This window comes from Sinobaca sp. H24 (assembly GCF_023845525.1).
This window is the reverse complement of sequence record NZ_JALBWT010000008.1, coordinates 61,144-81,013: the sequence shown is the minus strand read 5'-3', so window position 1 is coordinate 81,013 and position 19,870 is coordinate 61,144. Positions and strand designations below refer to the sequence as shown.

Annotated in this window: 14 protein-coding genes, 13 tRNA genes, 4 rRNA genes and 1 pseudogene; 3 read left to right on the top strand and 29 right to left on the bottom strand. The window is 49.9% G+C overall.

Annotated features, from left to right (window positions below):
• Position 1: 1 nt before the first annotated feature.
• The 8 genes and pseudogenes from tsaD to rrf (MMY81_RS12680) all read right to left on the bottom strand — a co-directional run bounded on the left by tsaD (position 2) and on the right by rrf (MMY81_RS12680) (position 3,997).
• Positions 2 to 1,015, bottom strand: a complete 1,014-nt coding sequence (gene tsaD / locus MMY81_RS12715) for a tRNA (adenosine(37)-N6)-threonylcarbamoyltransferase complex transferase subunit TsaD (RefSeq protein WP_253075941.1) — start codon at positions 1,013 to 1,015, stop codon at positions 2 to 4.
• Positions 1,012 to 1,483, bottom strand: a pseudogene (rimI, locus tag MMY81_RS12710) (ribosomal protein S18-alanine N-acetyltransferase). Before rimI ends, tsaD begins: the two are co-directional and overlap by 4 nt.
• Entirely contained in the window at positions 1,374 to 2,183 is an 810-nt protein-coding gene (gene tsaB, locus MMY81_RS12705; protein WP_252313190.1) for a tRNA (adenosine(37)-N6)-threonylcarbamoyltransferase complex dimerization subunit type 1 TsaB, read from the bottom strand. Before tsaB ends, rimI begins: the two are co-directional and overlap by 110 nt.
• A complete protein-coding gene (tsaE, locus tag MMY81_RS12700) occupies positions 2,180 to 2,641 on the bottom strand; it encodes a tRNA (adenosine(37)-N6)-threonylcarbamoyltransferase complex ATPase subunit type 1 TsaE (protein WP_252313189.1) in 462 nt (153 codons plus the stop codon). Before tsaE ends, tsaB begins: the two co-directional genes overlap by 4 nt.
• Before the next feature lie 2 nt (positions 2,642 to 2,643).
• Positions 2,644 to 3,228 (bottom strand): thiamine-phosphate kinase, encoded by a 585-nt coding sequence (locus MMY81_RS12695; protein ID WP_252313188.1) that lies wholly within the window; start codon positions 3,226 to 3,228, stop codon positions 2,644 to 2,646.
• A 14-nt stretch (positions 3,229 to 3,242) separates the two neighbouring features.
• Complete coding sequence (locus MMY81_RS12690) at positions 3,243 to 3,473, bottom strand: AIR synthase related protein (RefSeq protein ID WP_252313187.1); 231 nt, start codon at positions 3,471 to 3,473, stop codon at positions 3,243 to 3,245.
• Between the two features lie 309 nt (positions 3,474 to 3,782).
• Positions 3,783 to 3,859, bottom strand: a tRNA-Met gene (locus MMY81_RS12685).
• A 21-nt stretch (positions 3,860 to 3,880) separates the two neighbouring features.
• Positions 3,881 to 3,997: ribosomal RNA gene (rrf, locus tag MMY81_RS12680) — 5S ribosomal RNA — on the bottom strand.
• A gap of 199 nt (positions 3,998 to 4,196) precedes the next feature.
• Between rrf (MMY81_RS12680) and MMY81_RS12675 the strand changes: the two genes are divergently transcribed.
• The gene (locus tag MMY81_RS12675; RefSeq protein ID WP_170146938.1) at positions 4,197 to 4,340 is read left to right on the top strand and encodes a hypothetical protein; all 144 of its coding nucleotides are present in this window, start codon (positions 4,197 to 4,199) and stop codon (positions 4,338 to 4,340) included.
• Positions 4,341 to 4,388: 48 nt separating this feature from the next.
• On the opposite strand, the gene MMY81_RS12670 is transcribed toward MMY81_RS12675, so the two are convergent.
• A complete protein-coding gene (locus MMY81_RS12670) occupies positions 4,389 to 5,495 on the bottom strand; it encodes a D-TA family PLP-dependent enzyme (protein WP_252313186.1) in 1,107 nt (368 codons plus the stop codon).
• Positions 5,496 to 5,718: 223 nt separating this feature from the next.
• Between MMY81_RS12670 and MMY81_RS12665 the strand changes: the two genes are divergently transcribed.
• Together MMY81_RS12665 and MMY81_RS12660 are read left to right on the top strand one after the other, a co-directional pair.
• On the top strand, positions 5,719 to 6,372 hold the full coding sequence (locus tag MMY81_RS12665; protein WP_120193962.1) for a helix-turn-helix transcriptional regulator: 654 nt from the start codon (positions 5,719 to 5,721) through the stop codon (positions 6,370 to 6,372).
• A 14-nt stretch (positions 6,373 to 6,386) separates the two neighbouring features.
• Entirely contained in the window at positions 6,387 to 7,490 is a 1,104-nt protein-coding gene (locus MMY81_RS12660; RefSeq protein WP_252313185.1) for a threonine synthase, read from the top strand.
• Positions 7,491 to 7,542: 52 nt separating this feature from the next.
• Here MMY81_RS12660 and MMY81_RS12655 read toward each other — a convergent pair whose 3' ends face one another.
• From MMY81_RS12655 to MMY81_RS12560, 20 genes are all read right to left on the bottom strand, one after another.
• Positions 7,543 to 8,688, bottom strand: coding sequence for a trans-sulfuration enzyme family protein (locus MMY81_RS12655; RefSeq protein ID WP_252313184.1), 1,146 nt, complete (start codon positions 8,686 to 8,688; stop codon positions 7,543 to 7,545).
• 24 nt (positions 8,689 to 8,712) lie between these two features.
• Complete coding sequence (locus MMY81_RS12650) at positions 8,713 to 9,669, bottom strand: 5-oxoprolinase subunit C family protein (RefSeq protein WP_252313183.1); 957 nt, start codon at positions 9,667 to 9,669, stop codon at positions 8,713 to 8,715.
• A 27-nt stretch (positions 9,670 to 9,696) separates the two neighbouring features.
• Positions 9,697 to 10,428: a 5-oxoprolinase subunit PxpB gene (gene pxpB / locus MMY81_RS12645; RefSeq protein WP_120193966.1), complete on the bottom strand. Its 732-nt coding sequence runs from the start codon at positions 10,426 to 10,428 to the stop codon at positions 9,697 to 9,699.
• Positions 10,429 to 10,562: 134 nt separating this feature from the next.
• Positions 10,563 to 10,679, bottom strand: a 5S ribosomal RNA gene (gene rrf, locus MMY81_RS12640).
• Between the two features lie 61 nt (positions 10,680 to 10,740).
• Positions 10,741 to 13,678, bottom strand: a 23S ribosomal RNA gene (locus MMY81_RS12635).
• A gap of 195 nt (positions 13,679 to 13,873) precedes the next feature.
• Positions 13,874 to 15,442: ribosomal RNA gene (locus MMY81_RS12630) — 16S ribosomal RNA — on the bottom strand.
• Together the 16S, 23S and 5S rRNA genes with 12 tRNA genes alongside form the textbook arrangement of a ribosomal RNA operon.
• 170 nt (positions 15,443 to 15,612) lie before the next feature.
• Positions 15,613 to 15,689: transfer RNA gene (locus MMY81_RS12625), tRNA-Ile, on the bottom strand.
• An 85-nt stretch (positions 15,690 to 15,774) separates the two neighbouring features.
• A tRNA-Gly gene (locus tag MMY81_RS12620) sits at positions 15,775 to 15,848 on the bottom strand.
• A 5-nt stretch (positions 15,849 to 15,853) separates the two neighbouring features.
• Positions 15,854 to 15,930, bottom strand: a tRNA-Pro gene (locus tag MMY81_RS12615).
• Positions 15,931 to 16,037: 107 nt separating this feature from the next.
• A tRNA-Arg gene (locus MMY81_RS12610) sits at positions 16,038 to 16,114 on the bottom strand.
• A gap of 20 nt (positions 16,115 to 16,134) precedes the next feature.
• A tRNA-Leu gene (locus MMY81_RS12605) sits at positions 16,135 to 16,222 on the bottom strand.
• A 31-nt stretch (positions 16,223 to 16,253) separates the two neighbouring features.
• Positions 16,254 to 16,339 (bottom strand) — tRNA-Leu (locus tag MMY81_RS12600).
• Between the two features lie 7 nt (positions 16,340 to 16,346).
• Positions 16,347 to 16,421: transfer RNA gene (locus MMY81_RS12595), tRNA-Gln, on the bottom strand.
• 75 nt (positions 16,422 to 16,496) lie between these two features.
• Positions 16,497 to 16,573: transfer RNA gene (locus MMY81_RS12590), tRNA-Asp, on the bottom strand.
• A 22-nt stretch (positions 16,574 to 16,595) separates the two neighbouring features.
• Positions 16,596 to 16,671 (bottom strand) — tRNA-Val (locus MMY81_RS12585).
• A gap of 4 nt (positions 16,672 to 16,675) precedes the next feature.
• Positions 16,676 to 16,750 (bottom strand) — tRNA-Glu (locus MMY81_RS12580).
• 6 nt (positions 16,751 to 16,756) lie between these two features.
• Positions 16,757 to 16,848, bottom strand: a tRNA-Ser gene (locus MMY81_RS12575).
• Between the two features lie 2 nt (positions 16,849 to 16,850).
• Positions 16,851 to 16,925: transfer RNA gene (locus MMY81_RS12570), tRNA-Asn, on the bottom strand.
• A gap of 173 nt (positions 16,926 to 17,098) precedes the next feature.
• Positions 17,099 to 17,545, bottom strand: coding sequence for a SprT family protein (locus MMY81_RS12565; RefSeq protein ID WP_252313182.1), 447 nt, complete (start codon positions 17,543 to 17,545; stop codon positions 17,099 to 17,101).
• 55 nt (positions 17,546 to 17,600) lie between these two features.
• On the bottom strand, positions 17,601 to 19,766 hold the full coding sequence (locus MMY81_RS12560) for a Tex family protein (protein WP_252313181.1): 2,166 nt from the start codon (positions 19,764 to 19,766) through the stop codon (positions 17,601 to 17,603).
• Positions 19,767 to 19,870 lie beyond the last annotated feature (104 nt).

The window sequence follows — 19,870 nt, the reverse complement described above, 5'->3', positions numbered from 1 at the left end:
CTTATGTTAAAGCGAGGCCGGGTTTTCCGTTCAGATCCCAGTCGGCAAGGTTCTGTTTGTTCCATTCAATATAGGCAGCTGCTCCGATCATCGCAGCATTATCAGTACAGAGCTCAATCGGCGGAATCGTCCAGTCGATACCTGTACCTGTAAAAGCATCTTTCAATGCCGCACGCAGGCCTCTATTTGCAGCTACTCCGCCGGCTGCAATCACCTGCTTCACGTCATAGGCAAGCGCCGCCCGTTTTGTTTTTTCCACGAGCACTTCCACCACGCTGTGCTGAAAGCTTGCCGCAACATCTTCGGCTTTAAACGGCTCGCCGCGCTGCTCTGCATTATGCTTGGTGTTAATAACCGAGGACTTCAGCCCGCTGAAGCTGAAATCATACGAGTCCGGCTCCAGCCATGCAATCGGCAGCTTCACCGTCGGTTCTCCTGTGGCAGCAAGGCGCTCCAGATGCGGGCCGCCCGGATAGGGAAGGCCTAATGTGCGCGCCACTTTGTCGTAGGCTTCGCCTGCGGCATCATCCCGTGTTTCCCCGATCACTTCCATGTGGCCGGGCTCTTTCATATAGACAAGCTCCGTATGGCCTCCAGAGACAACGAGTGCCATCGCCGGATAGAGTATTGGCTTGACCAGCTCCGCCGCCTGAATATGACCGGCAATATGGTGAACCGGGATTAACGGCAGGCCGTGGGCGAATGCTGCGGCTTTGGCCGCACTGATGCCAACGAGAAGGGCTCCGACAAGTCCCGGGCCTTCCGTTACGGCAATCGCCGTCAATTTAGAAAAAGGAAGCTCTGCCTCCAGCATCGCCTGCTCCATTACCTGCGTAATAATTTCCGTATGGTGGCGGGAAGCAATTTCGGGAACGACGCCGCCAAACCGCTTATGGCTGTCCATCTGCGAGGCGACGACGCTGGAAATAATTTCGCTGCCGTTTTTTACGACCGAGGCTGCTGTTTCATCGCAGCTCGTTTCAATAGCCAGGATGATCACATCTTCTTTTATCATTGCCAGTACCGCTCCTTCAGGTTCACCCACATCACCAGCGCATCCTCCTGGTTGTCGGTGTAGTAGTTTTTGCGGATGCCGCCCGCTTCAAATCCATATTTTCTGTACAGGTTCTGGGCAAGGTGGTTGCTTGTCCGGACCTCAAGCGTCATCGTAAGGGCGCCGTAGGTCAAAGAAAGCTCCAGTACGTGCCGGAGAAGCGCGTCACCTATGCCAAGGCCTCTTTTGGACTGATGAACCGCTATGTTGGTAATATGGGCTTCGTCCATAATAATCCAGACACCGCAGTATCCAACAATCTTTCCTTCGTATTCAGCCACCAGGTAATAGGCAAACTGATTGAGCAGCAACTTCATTTTCAAACGCTTCTTTCGTCCAAGGCACAGAAAAAGCATCCACTTCGACTTTGTACACGCCGTCCACGTCTTCTGCCGTCATGAGGCGGACCGTTGTCTGTTTGTTTATCATGGCCGGCTGCCGCCCCTGCCTCCAGCCATTTTTTCTCCGCTTCCGCCAGCTGCGCATATTCCGGGACAAGCTCATGGGCATGCACCGCCAGATCTTCATGCTGCTCCGCAATTGCGGCCAGGGAGGATGCCCGCGGTACCGACTGCTCCGCTGAAGCAAATTGGACCTCCGGACAAGCCCCCGTAATCCGTTCTTTATGTTTGTCTGCTTCTTCTCCTATTAAAAGAACAGGGCCCTCAAGTGTCTGCAGTTTCTCTATCCAGGCCGGCACATCCAGGACCCCGTCTGCTTCCATGCGCTGGCATACGCCGTTTTCAGCATAATAAATGCCGGTGTAGACATGATCCCGTCTTGCATCAATGAACGGTACAATCCAGCCGCTGAAAAGCTTCGCCTGTTCTGCGAGCAGATGCAGGCTGGAAATTCCGTAGACCGGAATCTGCAGCGACCAGGCCAGCGTTTTTGCTGTAGTGACCGCAATGCGTACTCCGGTATAGGAACCGGGCCCTTTTGCCGCGGCAATTGCATCCAGATCCCCGGCCTTGACTCCGGTTTCCTTTAAAAGGGAATCGATAGCGGGCATCAGCCGCTGGGAATGGGTCTGCTTTAAAAAGGTAGTGTATTCTCCAACTGTTCTTCCGTTAACCGAAACGGCCGCACTCATCGTTGATGTGGTTGTCGTAAAAGACAATATATTCATTCTGCCTTACGCTCCTCTATCCAATTCAGCCAGCTTCCGCTGTCCGCTGAAAAATGTATAATACGTTTGTCATCCCCGGCGTACTCAATTTTAATCTGCAGACGGTCCGGCGCATCCAGCCAGCTTTCAATCCGTTCCGGCCATTCAATCAGCGTGACGCCGTCTCCTTCAATATACTCTTCCAGTCCCAGCTCTTCGCTTTCTTCTTCCAGCCGGTACACGTCCATATGATAAAAAGGAAAGCGGCCTTTGTATTCTTTCATAATCGTATAGGTCGGGCTGTTTACGTTTCCCGTCACGCCGAGACCATGTGCCAGTCCTTTGGCAAAGTGGGTTTTTCCGGTGCCTAAATCACCGGAAAGCGTGATCACGTCTCCTGCCCGGGCCAGACGGCCGATCTCCTGCGCCTGTTTCATCGTATCTTCGGAAGATACTGTTGTTATGTGAAAGGCTGCCATCGTTATCCCTGCCCTTCTTTTCCGCTGAAGTGATTATAGCCTTTTTTCTCGAGTGCTTCTGCATCTCCGTGATGATGAAGCCACACGCCGGCCGTTCCCGCCTCGACGCGGCCGATATTCGTTACATTGATTCCCGCGGCTTCCGAGAGCCTTTGGAACTCTTCCCAGCTCCCGGCTTCGATCGTACCGAGCAGCTCGAAGTCTTCTCCGCCGTAGAGCATCCACTCCCAGTACTCCGCCGGATCAAATCCGGCAAATTCGCCCGGAACGGGTACCAGCTCCTGCTCGAGGTGCATTTGAACGCCGCTTGCTTCAGCTATTTCAAAGCTTTCACTGGCCAGGCCGTCGCTGATATCATTCAGCGCAATTCGTGCACTTAACGAAGCCGCAAGCCGTCCGGTTTTCACCTGCGGTTCGGGACGCTGGTGGTAGGAGAGCAGTGTCTGTTCTATGGAGGAAAAAGATGCATGCCTGCCTTTGTCCAGCAGAAGCTTCAAGCCGGAAGCGGAACGGCCGACAGATCCTGTGAGGAAAATAACATCGCCCGGCTCGGCGTTTCGGCGAAGCAGCCTGCGTCCTGTTTCCACGCGGCCGATTACGGTTATGGATACATCAGTTCGTGGGCGAAAGAAACCGTGTCGCCTCCGATCAGATCCATTTCAAACCGGTCGCCCAGCTCCGCCATACCCTCATAAAGGCCGGAGAGCTCATCATCCTCCCAGTGCGGAGGAATCGCAATGGATACAATATAAAAGGAAGGCTCCGCTCCCATCGCCGCCAGATCGCTGATATTGGCCGCAAGTGCTTTATAGCCGATATCATAAGGCGCCATTGTCTCTTTGTAAAATGAATGCCTTCAATCATCGTATCCACACAGACTACTTCATCAAAAAAAGAAGACGCCTTGTAGACCGCAGCGTCGTCTCCTATTCCTTCTTCAAGTCGTTTTTGGTGGGAATGGGCAGGCGTATGCTGTTGAATCCATTCAAATTCGTCTTTTGGCATGCTATCACCCATCTATTTTCTCGGTCTATTCGTTATGCTTTCAGTTTACCTTATTCTATAAAAAGCGCAAGAAAACGAGGATATTCTTCATTTTTTGCATAAAAAAAAGCCCTATCGGCTTGAGTTTAAAAATAATTGGTTGCGGGAGGAGGATTTGAACCTCCGACCTCCGGGTTATGAGCCCGACGAGCTACCAGACTGCTCTATCCCGCGATATGGGTTAAAAATCAAACAGCACGGCAACGTCCTACTTTCACAGGGGGTCGCCCCCCAATTATCATTGGCGCTGAAAAGCTTAACTTCCGTGTTCGGCATGGGAACGGGTGGGGCCTTTTCGCTGTCGCCACCGTACTTATTTGTTTTGATGTGGTGTGTCTCTCAACGCCACGTATAATAATATACCACGTGATTATTCACTTCGCAACCCTATTTTTAAACTTTTTTCTATTTATTTATTGTCAGAAATGTTACAATATTATAAATACTATTATTAATAATAAAAAAGCCCGCTGCTTTTTTTTGCTTAGGATGTGATAAAGGAGGGATTCTGATGAGTGCCGGCCGTACGCTATCTGCCTTTCTGCTGGCTAATGTGATGCTGCTTCTGACATTTGTATTCCTGCCCGTGCTTTTGTTAACAGACAATATCAGTATCTTTCAGAACATGCTTAACTATATTAACAAATCATCATAAGGCTGCACCTAAAAGAGCTGTCCCAATTGGGCAGCTCTTTTTAGGTTCTTACTGCAGTTTCCCTCTGCCTTCTACGAGCAGTTCTTCCTCTACTTTGTTGTTGGAAATCACGTAAGCTTTTTCGTATAAATTACATACCGGACAAATATGATTAGGAATAATTTCTATTTTCTCCCCTATATTTATGTTGGCACGAAACGAAGCGTTATTAATAATAGCATGCTCATCAAACACGCCGTCCACGTGAATACCGTCAAATGCTTTCAGGGTTCCGTACCCCTCTGTTTTTGTTAACCCCGCATTTCTGCTCTGAGCCGTCAGTCCTTTTGCCCCTACGTCGGTAATCACCCGCTCCTCTGTCGGTTTGCTGATCACGGTCGTGAGAACAGAAGCAGCGCAGCGGTCGTAGCTGCCAATAACGTTGCCTTGCGAAACGTCCATAAAAATATAGGTTCCCGGCCTGATTTCCGTCACGCCTGCAGGAACCTCGAAATCAAACATAAACGGAGGCGTCGATCCTATGCTGACCGTCTCAGCTTTCATATTCATTTCCTCCGCCCATGCTGCATAGTCCAGCGTGCTTTTCACGCTGTCCATGTAGATCTTTCTGCACTCTTCTTTAGTCTCCGCTTTATACGAATGCCCGTCGTGGGAAAATAATCCTTTAAATTCGACGTTGCTGCATTTCTTGAGTGCACGAAGCAGTTCGATAAACTGGGGTTTCGTCGTTATCCCCGAACGCTTCTCCCCTACTTCAATTTCGATCAGCACCTGAGCTTTTTTGGCAGCCCCTTCAAATACTTTTTCAATTTCAGTCACCTGGTACGTATTATCGATGCCAAATGAAATGTGTATCGTTTCTGCTAATGTTCTAATACGATTTAATTTCGTTACACCTACAATTTCATTGGCTATAAATATATTCTTTAATCCCCGCTCGGCCATTACTTCAGCCTCTCCTACCTTAGCTGCTGCTATACCTACTGCCCCTGCCTCTTCCTGAAGACAGGCTACCGCGGGCATCTTATGCGTTTTTGTGTGCGGGCGCAGGGTTACATTATTTTTATCAGCGTAAGCCTGCATGGACTGGAGATTCCTCATCATAATGTTTTTATCAATCAACAGCGCCGGCGTGTCAATATCACGGATATACATGCTTTTTTCTCCTCCTTACATAGATCAACGAAAAGCTTTGCTTTCGCTGCTTGAATTCATATAAAAAATTCTATATAATTTCAATATAAATCATATTATATAAAAATTATTCAAAAGTCAAACGATTATTCAAAAAAAAACACTTATATCAGCAGTTTAACGACTTACCCTTTTAAAAATAATATATAAAAATTTATATAATTCAGCCGAAGGAGACAGCAGAATGACGAATGAAAACGAGCAGCACCTGAAAGGGTATATTCCTTTAGCCAAATCGACCGCCGCGATGTTTGGGACGGACTGCGAGGTGGTGCTTCACGATTTAACCAACCCGCAGGCTTCTGTTATTTTCACGGTAAATAATCATGTAACCGGCCGTGAAACAGGCCAGTCATTTGACCATCTTGTAAAAACCGTGCTGCGCTCCAACGACTTTCACGAGGATTACCTGGCGGGATATACGTTTTACACGGAGGATCAACGTGCCATCCGCTCGTCTACCACTCTGATACGTAACCCGGACCAGAAAGTAATCGGAGCCTTTTGTATCAACTTTGATGTGCAGGCGCTCGAGCAGCTGCAGCAGTGGACCAGCACTTTTCTTCCTGCGGCTGTAGAAATACCACCAGATAAAGAACCCTCCCCTGCCGAAATGGACAACGTAGAAGAAATTGTGGACGGACTTATCCAGCAGATTGTAAAAAATAAAGTGTATCCCGGGATGAAGCGTCAGGAAAAAATTGATTTGATTCAGTTCATGGAGGACAAAGGCATTTTTTCCATGAAGGGTTCTATTGATAAAGCTGCAGCTTTATTAAACGTATCCAAAGTAACGATTTACAGTTATTTAGACGAAATTAAAAGCCAGTCCAACTAAGGAGGAACCGGAACATGGAGGAATATATCTGCTACAGCTGCAAAAAAACACATGCGGTAACGTCTCTGCTATGGAAATGTACATGCGGCGGCATGCTGGATCTGCATAAAAGCTCCCCAACTATTGATACAAAGGCCTGGGACAAGTGCCCGCACTCCTTATGGCGCTATAAGCAGACCATGCCGTTTGCCGAGGACTCCCGAACATGGGAAAGCGTAACGATGGGAGAAGGCCGCACTCCTTTAATTGCGCTCGACACCTCTGACCCTGATACGTATGTGAAAGTAGACTACATGATGCCTACTTTGTCTTTTAAAGACCGCGGTGCAGCCGTTCTGATGACAAAGGCAAAAGAATTAGGCGTAACGAAAGTCATTGCGGACAGCAGCGGCAATGCCGGAACAGCAGTCGCCGCTTACGCTGCGCGCTGCTCTATCGACTGCGATGTGTATGTGAGCGACCAGACGTCACCAAAGAAAACTGCTCAGATACAAGCGCACGGGGCCGCCGTTAAGCAGATTCACGGAACAAGAGAGGAGATTGCTTCGGCTGCCCAGAAGGCAGTAGAGACAGAGAATGTTTTTTACGCCAGTCATGTATACAACCCTTATTTCTTCGAGGGAACGAAAACGTACGCCTATGAAATTTATGAAGAACTCGGCGGGGCTCCCGATACATTGATCGTTCCAGTTGGAAACGGCACGCTTCTGCTCGGTGCCTATTACGGATTTAAAGAACTGCGGGACAACGGGTTTATTGAAAAAATACCAAAGATTGCAGCCGTTCAGGCCGCCAACTGCGCGCCGCTTGTTTCCGCCGGCCGGTGCCGGGAAAAAACCGCAGCTCCTGTAACCAATCAAGGAACGGCCGCTGAAGGAATTGCGGTCGCCGCGCCGGCACGCGCCGAACAAATTTTAGAGGCCGTCGCAGACACGAATGGAACTTTTATAGCTGTGGAAGAAGAGGACATCCCACGTGCAAGAGAAGCTCTCAGTAAGAAAGGCTTTTATGTCGAAATCACCTCCGCTGTGAATTACGCCGGATACCTTCAATATAAGAAATCACCGGAAGAAAAAGTGGTATTTCCGCTCTGCGGAGCCGGTATCAAATCCGGATGACCTTCGCATACCATAAAAAAGAAGCTGTCGCAGACGGACAGCTTCTTTTTTATTATTTTTTTGCAGCTTCAAGTGCCTGTGAAAAGACCGAAATAATATCACGGCTGTCTTCAATGCCGACAGAAATCCGTACCGTCTGTACGCTGATACCCAGAGCCGAACGGATATCTTCCGGAACGGTGCGGTGCGACGTGTTGACCGGATAGGAAACCGTGGTTTCCACACCGGCAAGCGATGGCATGATTTTAATCCATTGCAGCGAAGCAAAAAAGGTCTTGATGTCATATGCGTCGGAAAGATTGACGCTCACCATCGCGCCATTGCCATGCTCAGACAAACCTTCTGGATAAAATACCTGCTCGGCGCTTCCGCTCTCCTGGAACCATTCGGCCAGGCGTGCAGCGTTATCGGACTGGCTCTGCATCCGCAGGCCGAGCGTTTTCAGGCCTCGGCATGCAAGCCAGCTTTCAAACGGGCTTAAGTTCGATCCCATAGAGATCATCCGCTTTTTTGCTTTTCCGATCAGTTCTTCGCTGCCTGTTAATACTCCGGCGCTCACGTCACTGTGGCCGCCGATATACTTGGTCGCGCTGTGTACAACAAGATCCGCACCAAGCGTATAGGGCTTCAGCAGATAAGGCGTCGGAAACGTATTATCAATCATGACGCGCATTCCGTCTCTCTCAGCAGCCATTGCTACCAGACCTGCAATATCTTCCATGCGCAGAAGCGGATTGGTTACCGACTCGGCATAAAGCAGCACCGTATTAGGCTGAATCGCCTGCTTCACATTCTGCAGATCGCGGAAATCGATGATGCTGACTTCAATTCCCCATTCCTGAAGCTCGGTCTGAAAGAGCTGATACGTCCCTCCATACAGATCAAGCGGCACGATCATATGCTCTCCTGGTTTTACCGAAGCGAGGACTCCCGCCAGAATAGCAGACATCCCGGAAGACGTGGCCAGGCCGGCCGGTGCTTCTTCGAGCTCAGCGGTACCATGGCCGAGATCATCGGAGTTGGGGTTGCTGTAGCGCGTATAAAGGTGTTCTTTTTCCCCGGAAAAATACTCCTCCATATCGTCGAGATCCTGAAATGTGAACGCAGACGTCTGATAGATCGGTTTTGCTTTACTTACGTTTTTTTCGCCATCATTTTTTTGGAAGTGAACCGCTTTTGTATTAAAGTAGTTTGCCATAATAATTTATCAGCCTTTCGCTTGTCATTGATTGTTCGATGCCAATTTAATGCTTTTAATAAAAGAGGTTTTCTTTTGCTTTACTTGATTCGCGTTTTCGAGGGATACTTTTTTAAAACGGACCCTCTGGCCCGGATAAAGCTGGGCTGCTTTCGGTAGATCTGCCGATATGACCGTGGCAATTCTTGTATAGCCTCCGGTAGTCTGCCGGTCCGCCATCAATATAATCGGCTGTCCCCCGGCGGGAACCTGTATCGTTCCAAAGGAAGAAGCTTCGGATAAAATATCAGCTGACTCGATATGGGAGAGCTTTTCACCCTCTAAGCGGCAGCCCATCCGGTCCGCGTCTTTTGTGACGGTATAGCCCTGCCGGTAAAATAATTCAATAGATTCGGGAGTAAAGGCATCGGTATCGGGTCCTTCAATCACACGGAGTACCTGTTCATCGAGATATACGGGCTGCCGTTTACGGGAAATACCTTTTCCATTCCGGCCTTTAGCACGATCCGTATGATAATACAGTACATCATTTTTAAAAAGAGAGCGGCCTTCGATACCGCCGATTTTTGCTTTTAAATACGTAGAATAACTGCCAAGGAATCGTTCCCCGTCAAGTCCGCCCTCCACCGTTAAGTAGGCACGTGATCCATTATTATGTCCTTTAAATGACAGGACATCACCTTTATATACGGTGAAACTTTTCCATTGCGGAACCGGACTTCCATTACAAGCCGCGTGCAGATCAGCTCCTGTTAAGGCAATCACAGCCTTTGCTTCAAACACGAGCTTGGGTCCCATAATCGTAATTTCCAAACCTGGAGTATCCTCTTCATTTCCAACAAGAAGGTTGCCGATCATTAAGGAATATACATCCATCGCTCCGGCTGGAGCTACACCGCGGTCCTGGTGGCCATAGCGCCCAAGATCCTGGATGGTTGTGAGAAGGCCTGGTTTTTCTACTCTGCATAATATGTCCGGCATGGTTTTTTCTCTCCCCCTCTCTTTACGTTAGACACGCTTTGTTTTGACACGGATCGTATAGTTTTTTTGTTTGACCTGCTCTTTGATCGTTCTATATTCGGCGGCCGATATTTCATAAAAATTCAGAAAATCTCCGGCCTGCAGCAGAATAGGAGAGTCGGCTTCTTTATCAAATAAAGAAATCGGCGACCGGCCTATGATATTCCATCCGCCCGGACTCGTAATAGAATAAATGCCCGTCTGCTTATTGGCAATACCGACAGAACCTGCTTTCACAAGCGAACGCGGCGTCTCGAGTCTTGGCACGGCCAGACGTTCATCCATTCCTCCAAGATACGGAAAACCCGGCGTGAACCCCATCATGAAAATGCGGTAATCCGGTTTGGTATGCATGGCAATAAGCCGCTTACGGTTCAGACCGGTATGCTGAATCACTTTTTCCATATCCGGAGCGTAGGGTTCTTCATAACAGACCGGTATATAATAAAGATGGGCCTGTTTAAAGGTACCCGTTTCCGCTTTTTTTACATAGCCATCCAGATCAGGCAGAAGCTGATCGTATGTAGTCAGAGTGGAATCGTAATAGACAGTAACCGCGCCATAGGAAGGCACGGCTTCGATAACCCCGACAGGCGGATTCTCTTTCAGCTGCTTAATAAAAGACTGGATCAATACGTGCGTTTTCTCTGATATGGAAGTATCGAGAAGAATACGTACACCTTGATCACCAATAGGAGAATACACAGGGGACAATGTCATAGAACCAGGCTCCTTTATGTAAAATGTAAACCGGCATCATCCAGCCGGCTGATGTAATAAAATGAAAGGTTTCTAAAGTATAACAAAAAAAGCATCTTCCCACATTATTGAAATGGGGAAAGATGCTTGCAGTAGCCCGGCAACGTCCTACTTTCACAGGGGGTCGCCCCCCAATTATCATCGGCGCACAAGAGCTTAACTTCCGTGTTCGGCATGGGAACGGGTGGGACCTCTTGGCCGTTGTCACCGGACAACATCGGGAACCGGTGGTTCCTTCAAAACTGGATAGCGACATCCGAATGGAAAAAGTGTTTGGATAAGTCCTCGATCGATTAGTATCTGTCAGCTGCATGCGTCGCCGCACGTCCACCTCAGACCTATCTACCTTGTCATCTCCAAGGGATCTTACTCACTTGCGTGATGGGAAATCTCATCTCGAGGGGGGCTTCATGCTTAGATGCTTTCAGCACTTATCCCGTCCACACGTAGCTACCCAGCGATGCTCCTGGCGGAACAACTGGTACACCAGCGGTGTGTCCATCCCGGTCCTCTCGTACTAAGGACAGCTCCTCTCAAATTTCCAACGCCCGCGACGGATAGGGACCGAACTGTCTCACGACGTTCTGAACCCAGCTCGCGTACCGCTTTAATGGGCGAACAGCCCAACCCTTGGGACCTACTTCAGCCCCAGGATGCGATGAGCCGACATCGAGGTGCCAAACCTCCCCGTCGATGTGGACTCTTGGGGGAGATAAGCCTGTTATCCCCAGGGTAGCTTTTATCCGTTGAGCGACGGCCCTTCCATACGGGACCGCCGGATCACTAAGCCCGACTTTCGTCTCTGCTCGACTTGTAGGTCTCGCAGTCAAGCTCCCTTTTGCCTTTGCACTCTGCGAATGATTTCCAACCATTCTGAGGGAACCTTTGGGCGCCTCCGTTACTGTTTAGGAGGCGACCGCCCCAGTCAAACTGCCCACCTGACACTGTCCCTGATCCGGATCACGGACCGAGGTTAGAATAGTCGTACAGCCAGGGTAGTATCCCACCGACGCCTCCACCGAACCTAGCGGTCCGGTTTCCAAGGCTCCTACCTATCCTGTACAAGCAGTACAACCATCCAATATCAAGCTACAGTAAAGCTCCATGGGGTCTTTCCGTCCTGTCGCGGGTAACCTGCATCTTCACAGGTAATATAATTTCACCGGGTCTCTCGTTGAGACAGTGCCCAAGTCGTTGCACCTTTCGTGCGGGTCGGAACTTACCCGACAAGGAATTTCGCTACCTTAGGACCGTTATAGTTACGGCCGCCGTTTACTGGGGCTTCAATTCAAAGCTTCTCCCCGAAGGGGATAACCTCTCCTCTTAACCTTCCAGCACCGGGCAGGTGTCAGCCCCTATACTTCGCCTTGCGGCTTCGCAGAGACCTGTGTTTTTGATAAACAGTCGCTTGGGCCTTTTCACTGCGGCTCTCCTGGGCTATTCACCCGAAAGAGCACCCCTTCTCCCGAAGTTACGGGGTCATTTTGCCGAGTTCCTTAACGAGAGTTCTCCCGCGCGTCTTAGAATTCTCATCCCACCCACCTGTGTCGGTTTGCGGTACGGGCACCTTTTTCCTCGCTAGAGGCTTTTCTTGGCAGTGTAGGATCGGGAACTTCGGTACTTAATTTCCCTCGCCATCGCCGCTCAGCCTTGATGAAGAGCGGATTTGCCTGCTCTTCGGCCTAACGGCTTGGACGTGCATATCCAGCAGCACGCTTGCCCTACCTTCCTGCGTCCCCCCATTGCTCAAATGGAAAGGAGGTGGTACAGGAATTTAAACCTGTTTTCCATCGCCTACGCCTTTCGGCCTCGGCTTAGGACCCGACTAACCCTGAGCGGACGAACCTTCCTCAGGAAACCTTGGGTTTTCGACGGAAGGGATTCTCACCCTTCTTTTCGTTACTCATACCGGCATTCTCACTTCCAGGCGCTCCACCAGTCCTCACGGTCTGGCTTTACGGCCCCTGGAACGCTCCCCTACCACGATCCCCCAAGGGGGATCCTCCACAGCTTCGGTACCGCATTTAGCCCCGGTACATTTTCGGCGCAGAGTCACTCGACTAGTGAGCTATTACGCACTCTTTCAATGGTGGCTGCTTCTAAGCCAACATCCTAGTTGTCTAAGCAACTCCACATCCTTTTCCACTTAATGCGGATTTAGGGACCTTAGCTGGTGGTCTGGGCTGTTTCCCTCTCGACTACGGATCTTAGCACTCGCAGTCTGACTCCCGGACAACAAGTCTCTGGCATTCGGAGTTTGACTGAATTCGGTAACCCGGAAAGGGCCCCTCGTCCAATCAGTGCTCTACCTCCAGGACTCTAATCCGAGGCTAGCCCTAAAGCTATTTCGGGGAGAACCAGCTATCTCCGAGTTCGATTGGCATTTCACCGCTACCCACACCTCATCCCCGCAATTTTCAACTTGCGTGGGTTCGGGCCTCCAGTAGGTGTTACCCTACCTTCACCCTGGACATGGGTAGATCACCCGGTTTCGGGTCTACGACCGCATACTAATACGCCGTTGAAGACTCGCTTTCGCTGCGGCTCCGCCTCTTCGGCTTAACCTGGCATACGATCGTAACTCGCCGGTTCATTCTACAAAAGGCACGCCGTCACCCATAAACGGGCTTCGACTACTTGTAGGCACACGGTTTCAGGATCTGTTTCACTCCCCTTCCGGGGTGCTTTTCACCTTTCCCTCACGGTACTGGTTCACTATCGGTCACTAGGGAGTATTTAGCCTTGGGAGATGGTCCTCCCGGATTCCGACGGGATTTCTCGTGTCCCGCCGTACTCAGGATCCACTCCGGAGGATCAGCGATTTCGGCTACCGGGCTGTTACCGTATCCTGCGGGCCTTTCCAGGCCGCTTCGCCTATCGCTGATCTTGATAACTCCGATGGAGTGTCCTACAACCCCAGGATGCAAGCATCCTGGTTTGGGCTGATTCCGTTTCGCTCGCCGCTACTCAGGAAATCGCATTTGCTTTCTCTTCCTCTGGGTACTAAGATGTTTCAGTTCCCCAGGTCTGCCTTTATCTACCCTATGTGTTCAGGTAGAAATACTATCGGATTAACGATAGTGGGTTCCCCCATTCGGACATCCCCGCCTCACAGCTCACTTACAGCTCCGCGGGGCGTATCGCCGTTCGTCGCGTCCTTCATCGGCTCCTAGTGCCAAGGCATCCACCGTGCGCCCTTTCTTACTTAACCGTTTTTCCGTAAAAAAACAGCTGGCGCCTGCTTACGCAGGGCTTGCTTGGTCTTTTTTGTTTCGTTGTCGCTATCCAGTTTTCAAAGAACCAGGGATCGTCTTGCGAGAGGGTATCCTCTCAAAATGGAATGAAAACAACTGCGCGCACCCCGGACCGGTGGCCCGGGGTCGATCCACGAATCAATGCTCCGTAGAAAGGAGGTGATCCATCCCCACCTTCCGGTAGGGATACCTTGTTACGACTTCACCCCAATCATCTGCCCCACCTTCGGCGGCTGGCTCCCAAAGGGTTACCTCACCGACTTCGGGTGTTGCAAACTCTCGTGGTGTGACGGGCGGTGTGTACAAGGCCCGGGAACGTATTCACCGTGGCATGCTGATCCACGATTACTAGCGATTCCGGCTTCATGCAGGCGAGTTGCAGCCTGCAATCCGAACTGAGAATGGCTTTGCGAGATTGGCTCCACCTCGCGGTTTCGCATCCCTCTGTACCATCCATTGTAGCACGTGTGTAGCCCAGGTCATAAGGGGCATGATGATTTGACGTCGTCCCCACCTTCCTCCGGTTTGTCACCGGCAGTCACCTTAGAGTGCCCAACTAAATGCTGGCAACTAAGATTAAGGGTTGCGCTCGTTGCGGGACTTAACCCAACATCTCACGACACGAGCTGACGACAACCATGCACCACCTGTCATTTTGTCCCCCGAAGGGGAACCTTCTGTCTCCAGAAGTAGCAAAAGATGTCAAGACCTGGTAAGGTTCTTCGCGTTGCGTCGAATTAAACCACATGCTCCACCGCTTGTGCGGGCCCCCGTCAATTCTTTTGAGTTTCAGCCTTGCGGCCGTACTCCCCAGGCGGAGTGCTTAATGCGTTAGCTTCGGCACTAAGGGCATCGAAACCCCTAACACCTAGCACTCATCGTTTACGGCGTGGACTACCAGGGTATCTAATCCTGTTTGCTCCCCACGCTTTCGCGCCTCAGCGTCAATAACAGACCAGAGAGCCGCCTTCGCCACTGGTGTTCCTCCACATATCTACGCATTTCACCGCTACACGTGGAATTCCACTCTCCTCTTCTGCATTCCAGTTCCCCAGTTTCCAATGACCCTCCACGGTTGAGCCGTGGGCTTTCACATCAGACTTAAGGAACCGCCTGCGCGCGCTTTACGCCCAATAATTCCGGACAACGCTTGCCCCCTACGTATTACCGCGGCTGCTGGCACGTAGTTAGCCGGGGCTTTCTGGTGAGGTACCGTCAGGGGGCGGCCCTGTTAGAACCGCCCTTGTTCTTCCCTCACAACAGAGCTTTACGATCCGAAAACCTTCATCACTCACGCGGCGTTGCACCGTCAGACTTTCGTCCATTGCGGATGATTCCCTACTGCTGCCTCCCGTAGGAGTCTGGGCCGTGTCTCAGTCCCAGTGTGGCCGATCACCCTCTCAGGTCGGCTACGTATCGTCGCCTTGGGGAGCCCTTACCTCTCCAACTAGCTAATACGCCGCGGGCCCATCCTCCAGTGCATGGCCGAAGGCCATGCTTTTACAAGCAGATCAGGTGATCTGCTTGATTATCGGGTATTAGCTCCGGTTTCCCGGAGTTATCCCCGTCTAGAGGGCAGGTTGCCCACGTGTTACTCACCCGTCCGCCGCTCAATTCCCCGGTTTCCCTCCGAAGAGGTCCGCCGGGTGCATGCGCTCGACTTGCATGTATTAGGCACGCCGCCAGCGTTCGTCCTGAGCCAAGATCAAACTCTCCATGAAAGTTGATGCTTAGTTCTTGCTGGTCTTACTTGCGCAGCAGGCCTTGCCTGCCGCGACTTGTTGTTCGCGCGTTGTTTTCATTCCATTTTCAAAGGACACTCTTCCACCAAATGATGTGTGGGGAAGAACTCTAATGTACCAAATAACAGTACAGTTTGTCAAGTATTATATGGTGGGCCTGAGTGGACTCGAACCACCGACCTCACGCTTATCAGGCGTGCGCTCTAACCAGCTGAGCTACAGGCCCATTTTTATTCTGAATGGGTTTCTACATTAACTGCAGGCATAAAAAAAGAGCAGTTCCTGTAATATGAAATTATCAGATTAAATAATGGAGCGGGCGATGGGAATCGAACCCACATCATCAGCTTGGAAGGCTGAGGTTTTACCACTAAACTACGCCCGCATAAATGGTCGGGAAGACAGGATTCGAACCTGCGACCCCTTGGTCCCAAACCAAGTGCTCTACCAAGCTGAGCTACTTCCCGTTTTCGAAAAAAATAAAAGCATATTGTTATTACTCTATGCTTTAACTTTAATCAAGACTTATCATTTAAGCGTATATAATCATTCGTATGAAATTAATTAAAAGAAATGGTGCGCCCGAGAGGACTCGAACCTCTAACCTTCTGATTCGTAGTCAGATACTCTATCCAGTTGAGCTACGGGCGCCCGATAATAGTTGATTTATATGGTGCGGTCGAGAGGACTTGAACCTCCACGGGATTTAACTCCCACTAGGCCCTCAACCTAGCGCGTCTGCCATTCCGCCACGACCGCGCAAACATTGTTTTAAGTATAAGAAATAAAATGGTGCGGGTGAAGGGACTTGAACCCCCACGTCATAAAGACACTAGATCCTAAGTCTAGCGCGTCTGCCAATTCCGCCACACCCGCAAATAAGTGGCTGGGCTAGCTGGATTCGAACCAGCGCATCACGGAGTCAAAGTCCGATGCCTTACCGCTTGGCCATAGCCCAATATTAAGGAAAGTTACTTCCTAGTTAGCCATTATAATACATTAGTTGATATTTTTCAAAGGAACATAATTTAAATGGCGGTCCGGACGGGACTCGAACCCGCGACCTCCTGCGTGACAGGCAGGCATTCTAACCAACTGAACTACCGGACCATTTAATGTTGTTAAAAGTGAATGGTGGAGGATGACAGGATCGAACTGCCGACCCCCTGCTTGTAAGGCAGGTGCTCTCCCAGCTGAGCTAATCCTCCATATTGGTGACCCGTACGGGATTCGAACCCGTGATACCGCCGTGAAAGGGCGGTGTCTTAACCACTTGACCAACGGGCCGAATCATGGCGGAGAAGGAGGGATTCGAACCCTCGCGCCGTTTACACAACCTACTCCCTTAGCAGGGGAGCCCCTTATAGCCACTTGGGTACTTCTCCATTGGCTCCACAGGCAGGATTCGAACCTGCGACCGATCGGTTAACAGCCGATAGCTCTACCACTGAGCTACTGTGGAATGTGCATTATTTTTGATGCGACATTGAGTAGTTTACATGATAGCGCATATGATGTCAATAGAATTTTTATTTATTTTAAATGGCTTTACAGAGGCAGTTACCAGCGTTTTTTCTGGTTGCTCTCAAGCGACTTTTATAATGTACCACAGCATGTAAAATAAGGTCAAGCGATTCAGGAAACTTTTTTTAATTTTCCTTTGCAGCCTCCACAGACGTACTTTGCAGTATCGATGCGCCGCACTCTGTGAAAGAAGCTTCCGCACCTGCTGCACCGGTATTTATGCTTATATCTCTTCTCTTTTTCATCCACCGGTCTGCAGTGCCTGGCTCCCCCTGTTTCCGCAAGAAGCTTTTTAAAATCCGCATCCCGGTGCTGATATCCTTTTCCTTCTATATGAAGGTGATAGTGACAGAGTTCATGTTTTATAATCGAAATTAATTCTTTTATGCCGTGTATCTGGTAATGCTTCGGATTCATTTCGATATGATGGCTGTTCAGCATATAGCGGCCGCCGGTGGTCCGGAGCCTGCGGTTAAATGTACATTGATGAAGAAACGGTTTTCCAAAAAAAGAAATGGAAATGTCCTCTGCAAGTTTCTGCAGATCATGATTGTTCATCCGCTCCCGCCTTTCTACAGAAAAAGAGCACCTGCACCCAGGTACTCTTTCCAGTTTATTTGTTTGGCTCTATCATCGTCAAGGCAATTCTTCCTTTTTTGGAGTCAACGCTGTCTATCCAGACCGGAATAATATCTCCGACCGATACAGCTTCCATCGGATGCTTGATGAAACGCTTCGCCATTTTTGATATATGGACCAGTCCGTCCTGTTTCACACCGATATCTACAAACGCGCCGAAATCGACAACATTACGTACCGTCCCCTGGAGCTCCATTCCCTCTTCCAGGTCTTCCATTTTCATAATTCCTTTTTTCAAAATAGGTTTCGGCAGATCTTCCCGCGGATCGCGGAGGGGCCGTTTTAAATCTTCAATAATATCCCGGATCGTCGGCTCTCCGGCACCTAGTGCTTCAGCCGACTCTTTAACGGAAAGCTGGGAGAGCTTCTCTATAAGCTCAGGACTGCCTGCGTCCGCCGCTGATGCTTCTATAGAAGCGAGCAGAGCTTTAGCCGTCTTGTAGCTCTCCGGATGGATAGCGGTCTTGTCCAGCGGCTCTTTGCCATCTATAATACGCATAAATCCAGCTGCCTGTTCATATGCCTTGCTGCCCAGCCTTGGTACTTTCTTGAGCTGCGCACGGCTTGTGAAGCTGCCGTTCTCTTCTCTGTATTTAATAATATTGCCTGCTACTGCTTTAGAAAGGCCCGATACATATTTTAAAAGACTTGGGGATGCCGTGTTTACGTTAACGCCGACTTTATTCACCGTTGTTTCCACTACGAACGCCAGAGAATCATTCAGCTTTGCCTGGGTGACATCGTGCTGGTACTGTCCCACCCCGACGGATTTCGGGTCAATTTTAACCAGCTCCGCAAGCGGATCCTGAAGCCTTCTCGCAATGGACACACCACTCCGCTGTTCTACGGAGAGTTCGCCGAATTCTTCCCTGCCCACCTCGGAAGCAGAATAAATACTTGCTCCTGCTTCATTTACAATTAGATAGGCGGCGGAATGATTCCACTCTGTTATAGCCTCTGCCACAAATTCTTCTGTTTCCCTGGACGCCGTACCATTACCAATGGCAATCACTTCCACGCTGTATTTATCGAGAAGCTCTTTTAGGATTTTTCTCGACTCATCTACTTTATTAACCGGCGGCACCGGATAGATGACTCCTACGTGCAGCAGCTTCCCATTTTCATCTACGACCGCAATCTTGCAGCCTGTCCGGTAGGCCGGATCCAGCCCCAGAACAACTTTGCCTTTCATCGGCGGCTGCAGCAGAAGCTGCTTTAGGTTTTCGGAAAAAATATGAATGGCCTGCTCTTCACCTTTAGCCGTAAGCTCACTGCGGATTTCGCGCTCAATGGATGGTGCAATCAGGCGCTTGTACGCATCTTCATAGGCAGTTTTTACATGTTCAAGCGCCGGCGAACCGTATCGTTTTACGATTTTCTTTTCTATCATCTGAAGCGCACGTTCCTCTTCAATGGACACAGATACCTTTACCACTTTATCTTTTTCGCCGCGGTTCATGGCTAAAATACGGTGGGATGGCACTTTACGAACAGCTTCCTGGTACTCGTAGTACATTTCATACGTACCGGCTTCATCCACGGCTCCTTTTTTCTGTTTGGAGGAAAGCAGGCCGTGGCGGAACGTCTGCTCCCGCAGCTCTTTGCGGATCGATGGATTATCCGATACCCATTCCGCTATAATATCGCGCGCACCCTGCAGAGCCGCTTCCACATTTTCTACATCCATTTCCTCAGAAACATAGGCTTTGGCTTCTTCTTCCGGGCTTCCTTCTTTCGGCAGGGCAAACAAGTAGGAAGCAAGCGGTTCAAGGCCTCTTGCCGCTGCCGATGTAGCTCTCGTTTTTCTTTTCTGGCGGTAAGGCCGGTAAATATCCTCTAATTCCTGAAGCTTCTCTGCCGATTCTATCGAATTCCTCAGCTCCGGTGTTAGTTTATCCTGTTCTTCAATCAAACGTGAAACCTCTTCTTTTCTCTGCTGCATCTGCCTTGTATAATCCCAGCCGTCCTGTACGTTTTTGATCTGTACTTCGTCTGCGCTGCCCGTCTGTTCTTTGCGGTATCTCGAAATAAAAGGTACCGTATTTCCCTCTTCAAGCAGTTCAATGATATTACGCACCCATTTTTCCTGCATAGACAGGGAGGTGGAAAGTTTTGTTACGAGCTGATCCTGTTCTGTCATGGATAAGAAACTCCTTTTTGTTCAATATGTATGATCTCTTAAGCCCCATTACTATAACACGAAGGCCCTTCTATCCAAAATCGGTCTTATGTCCGGATAAAAAA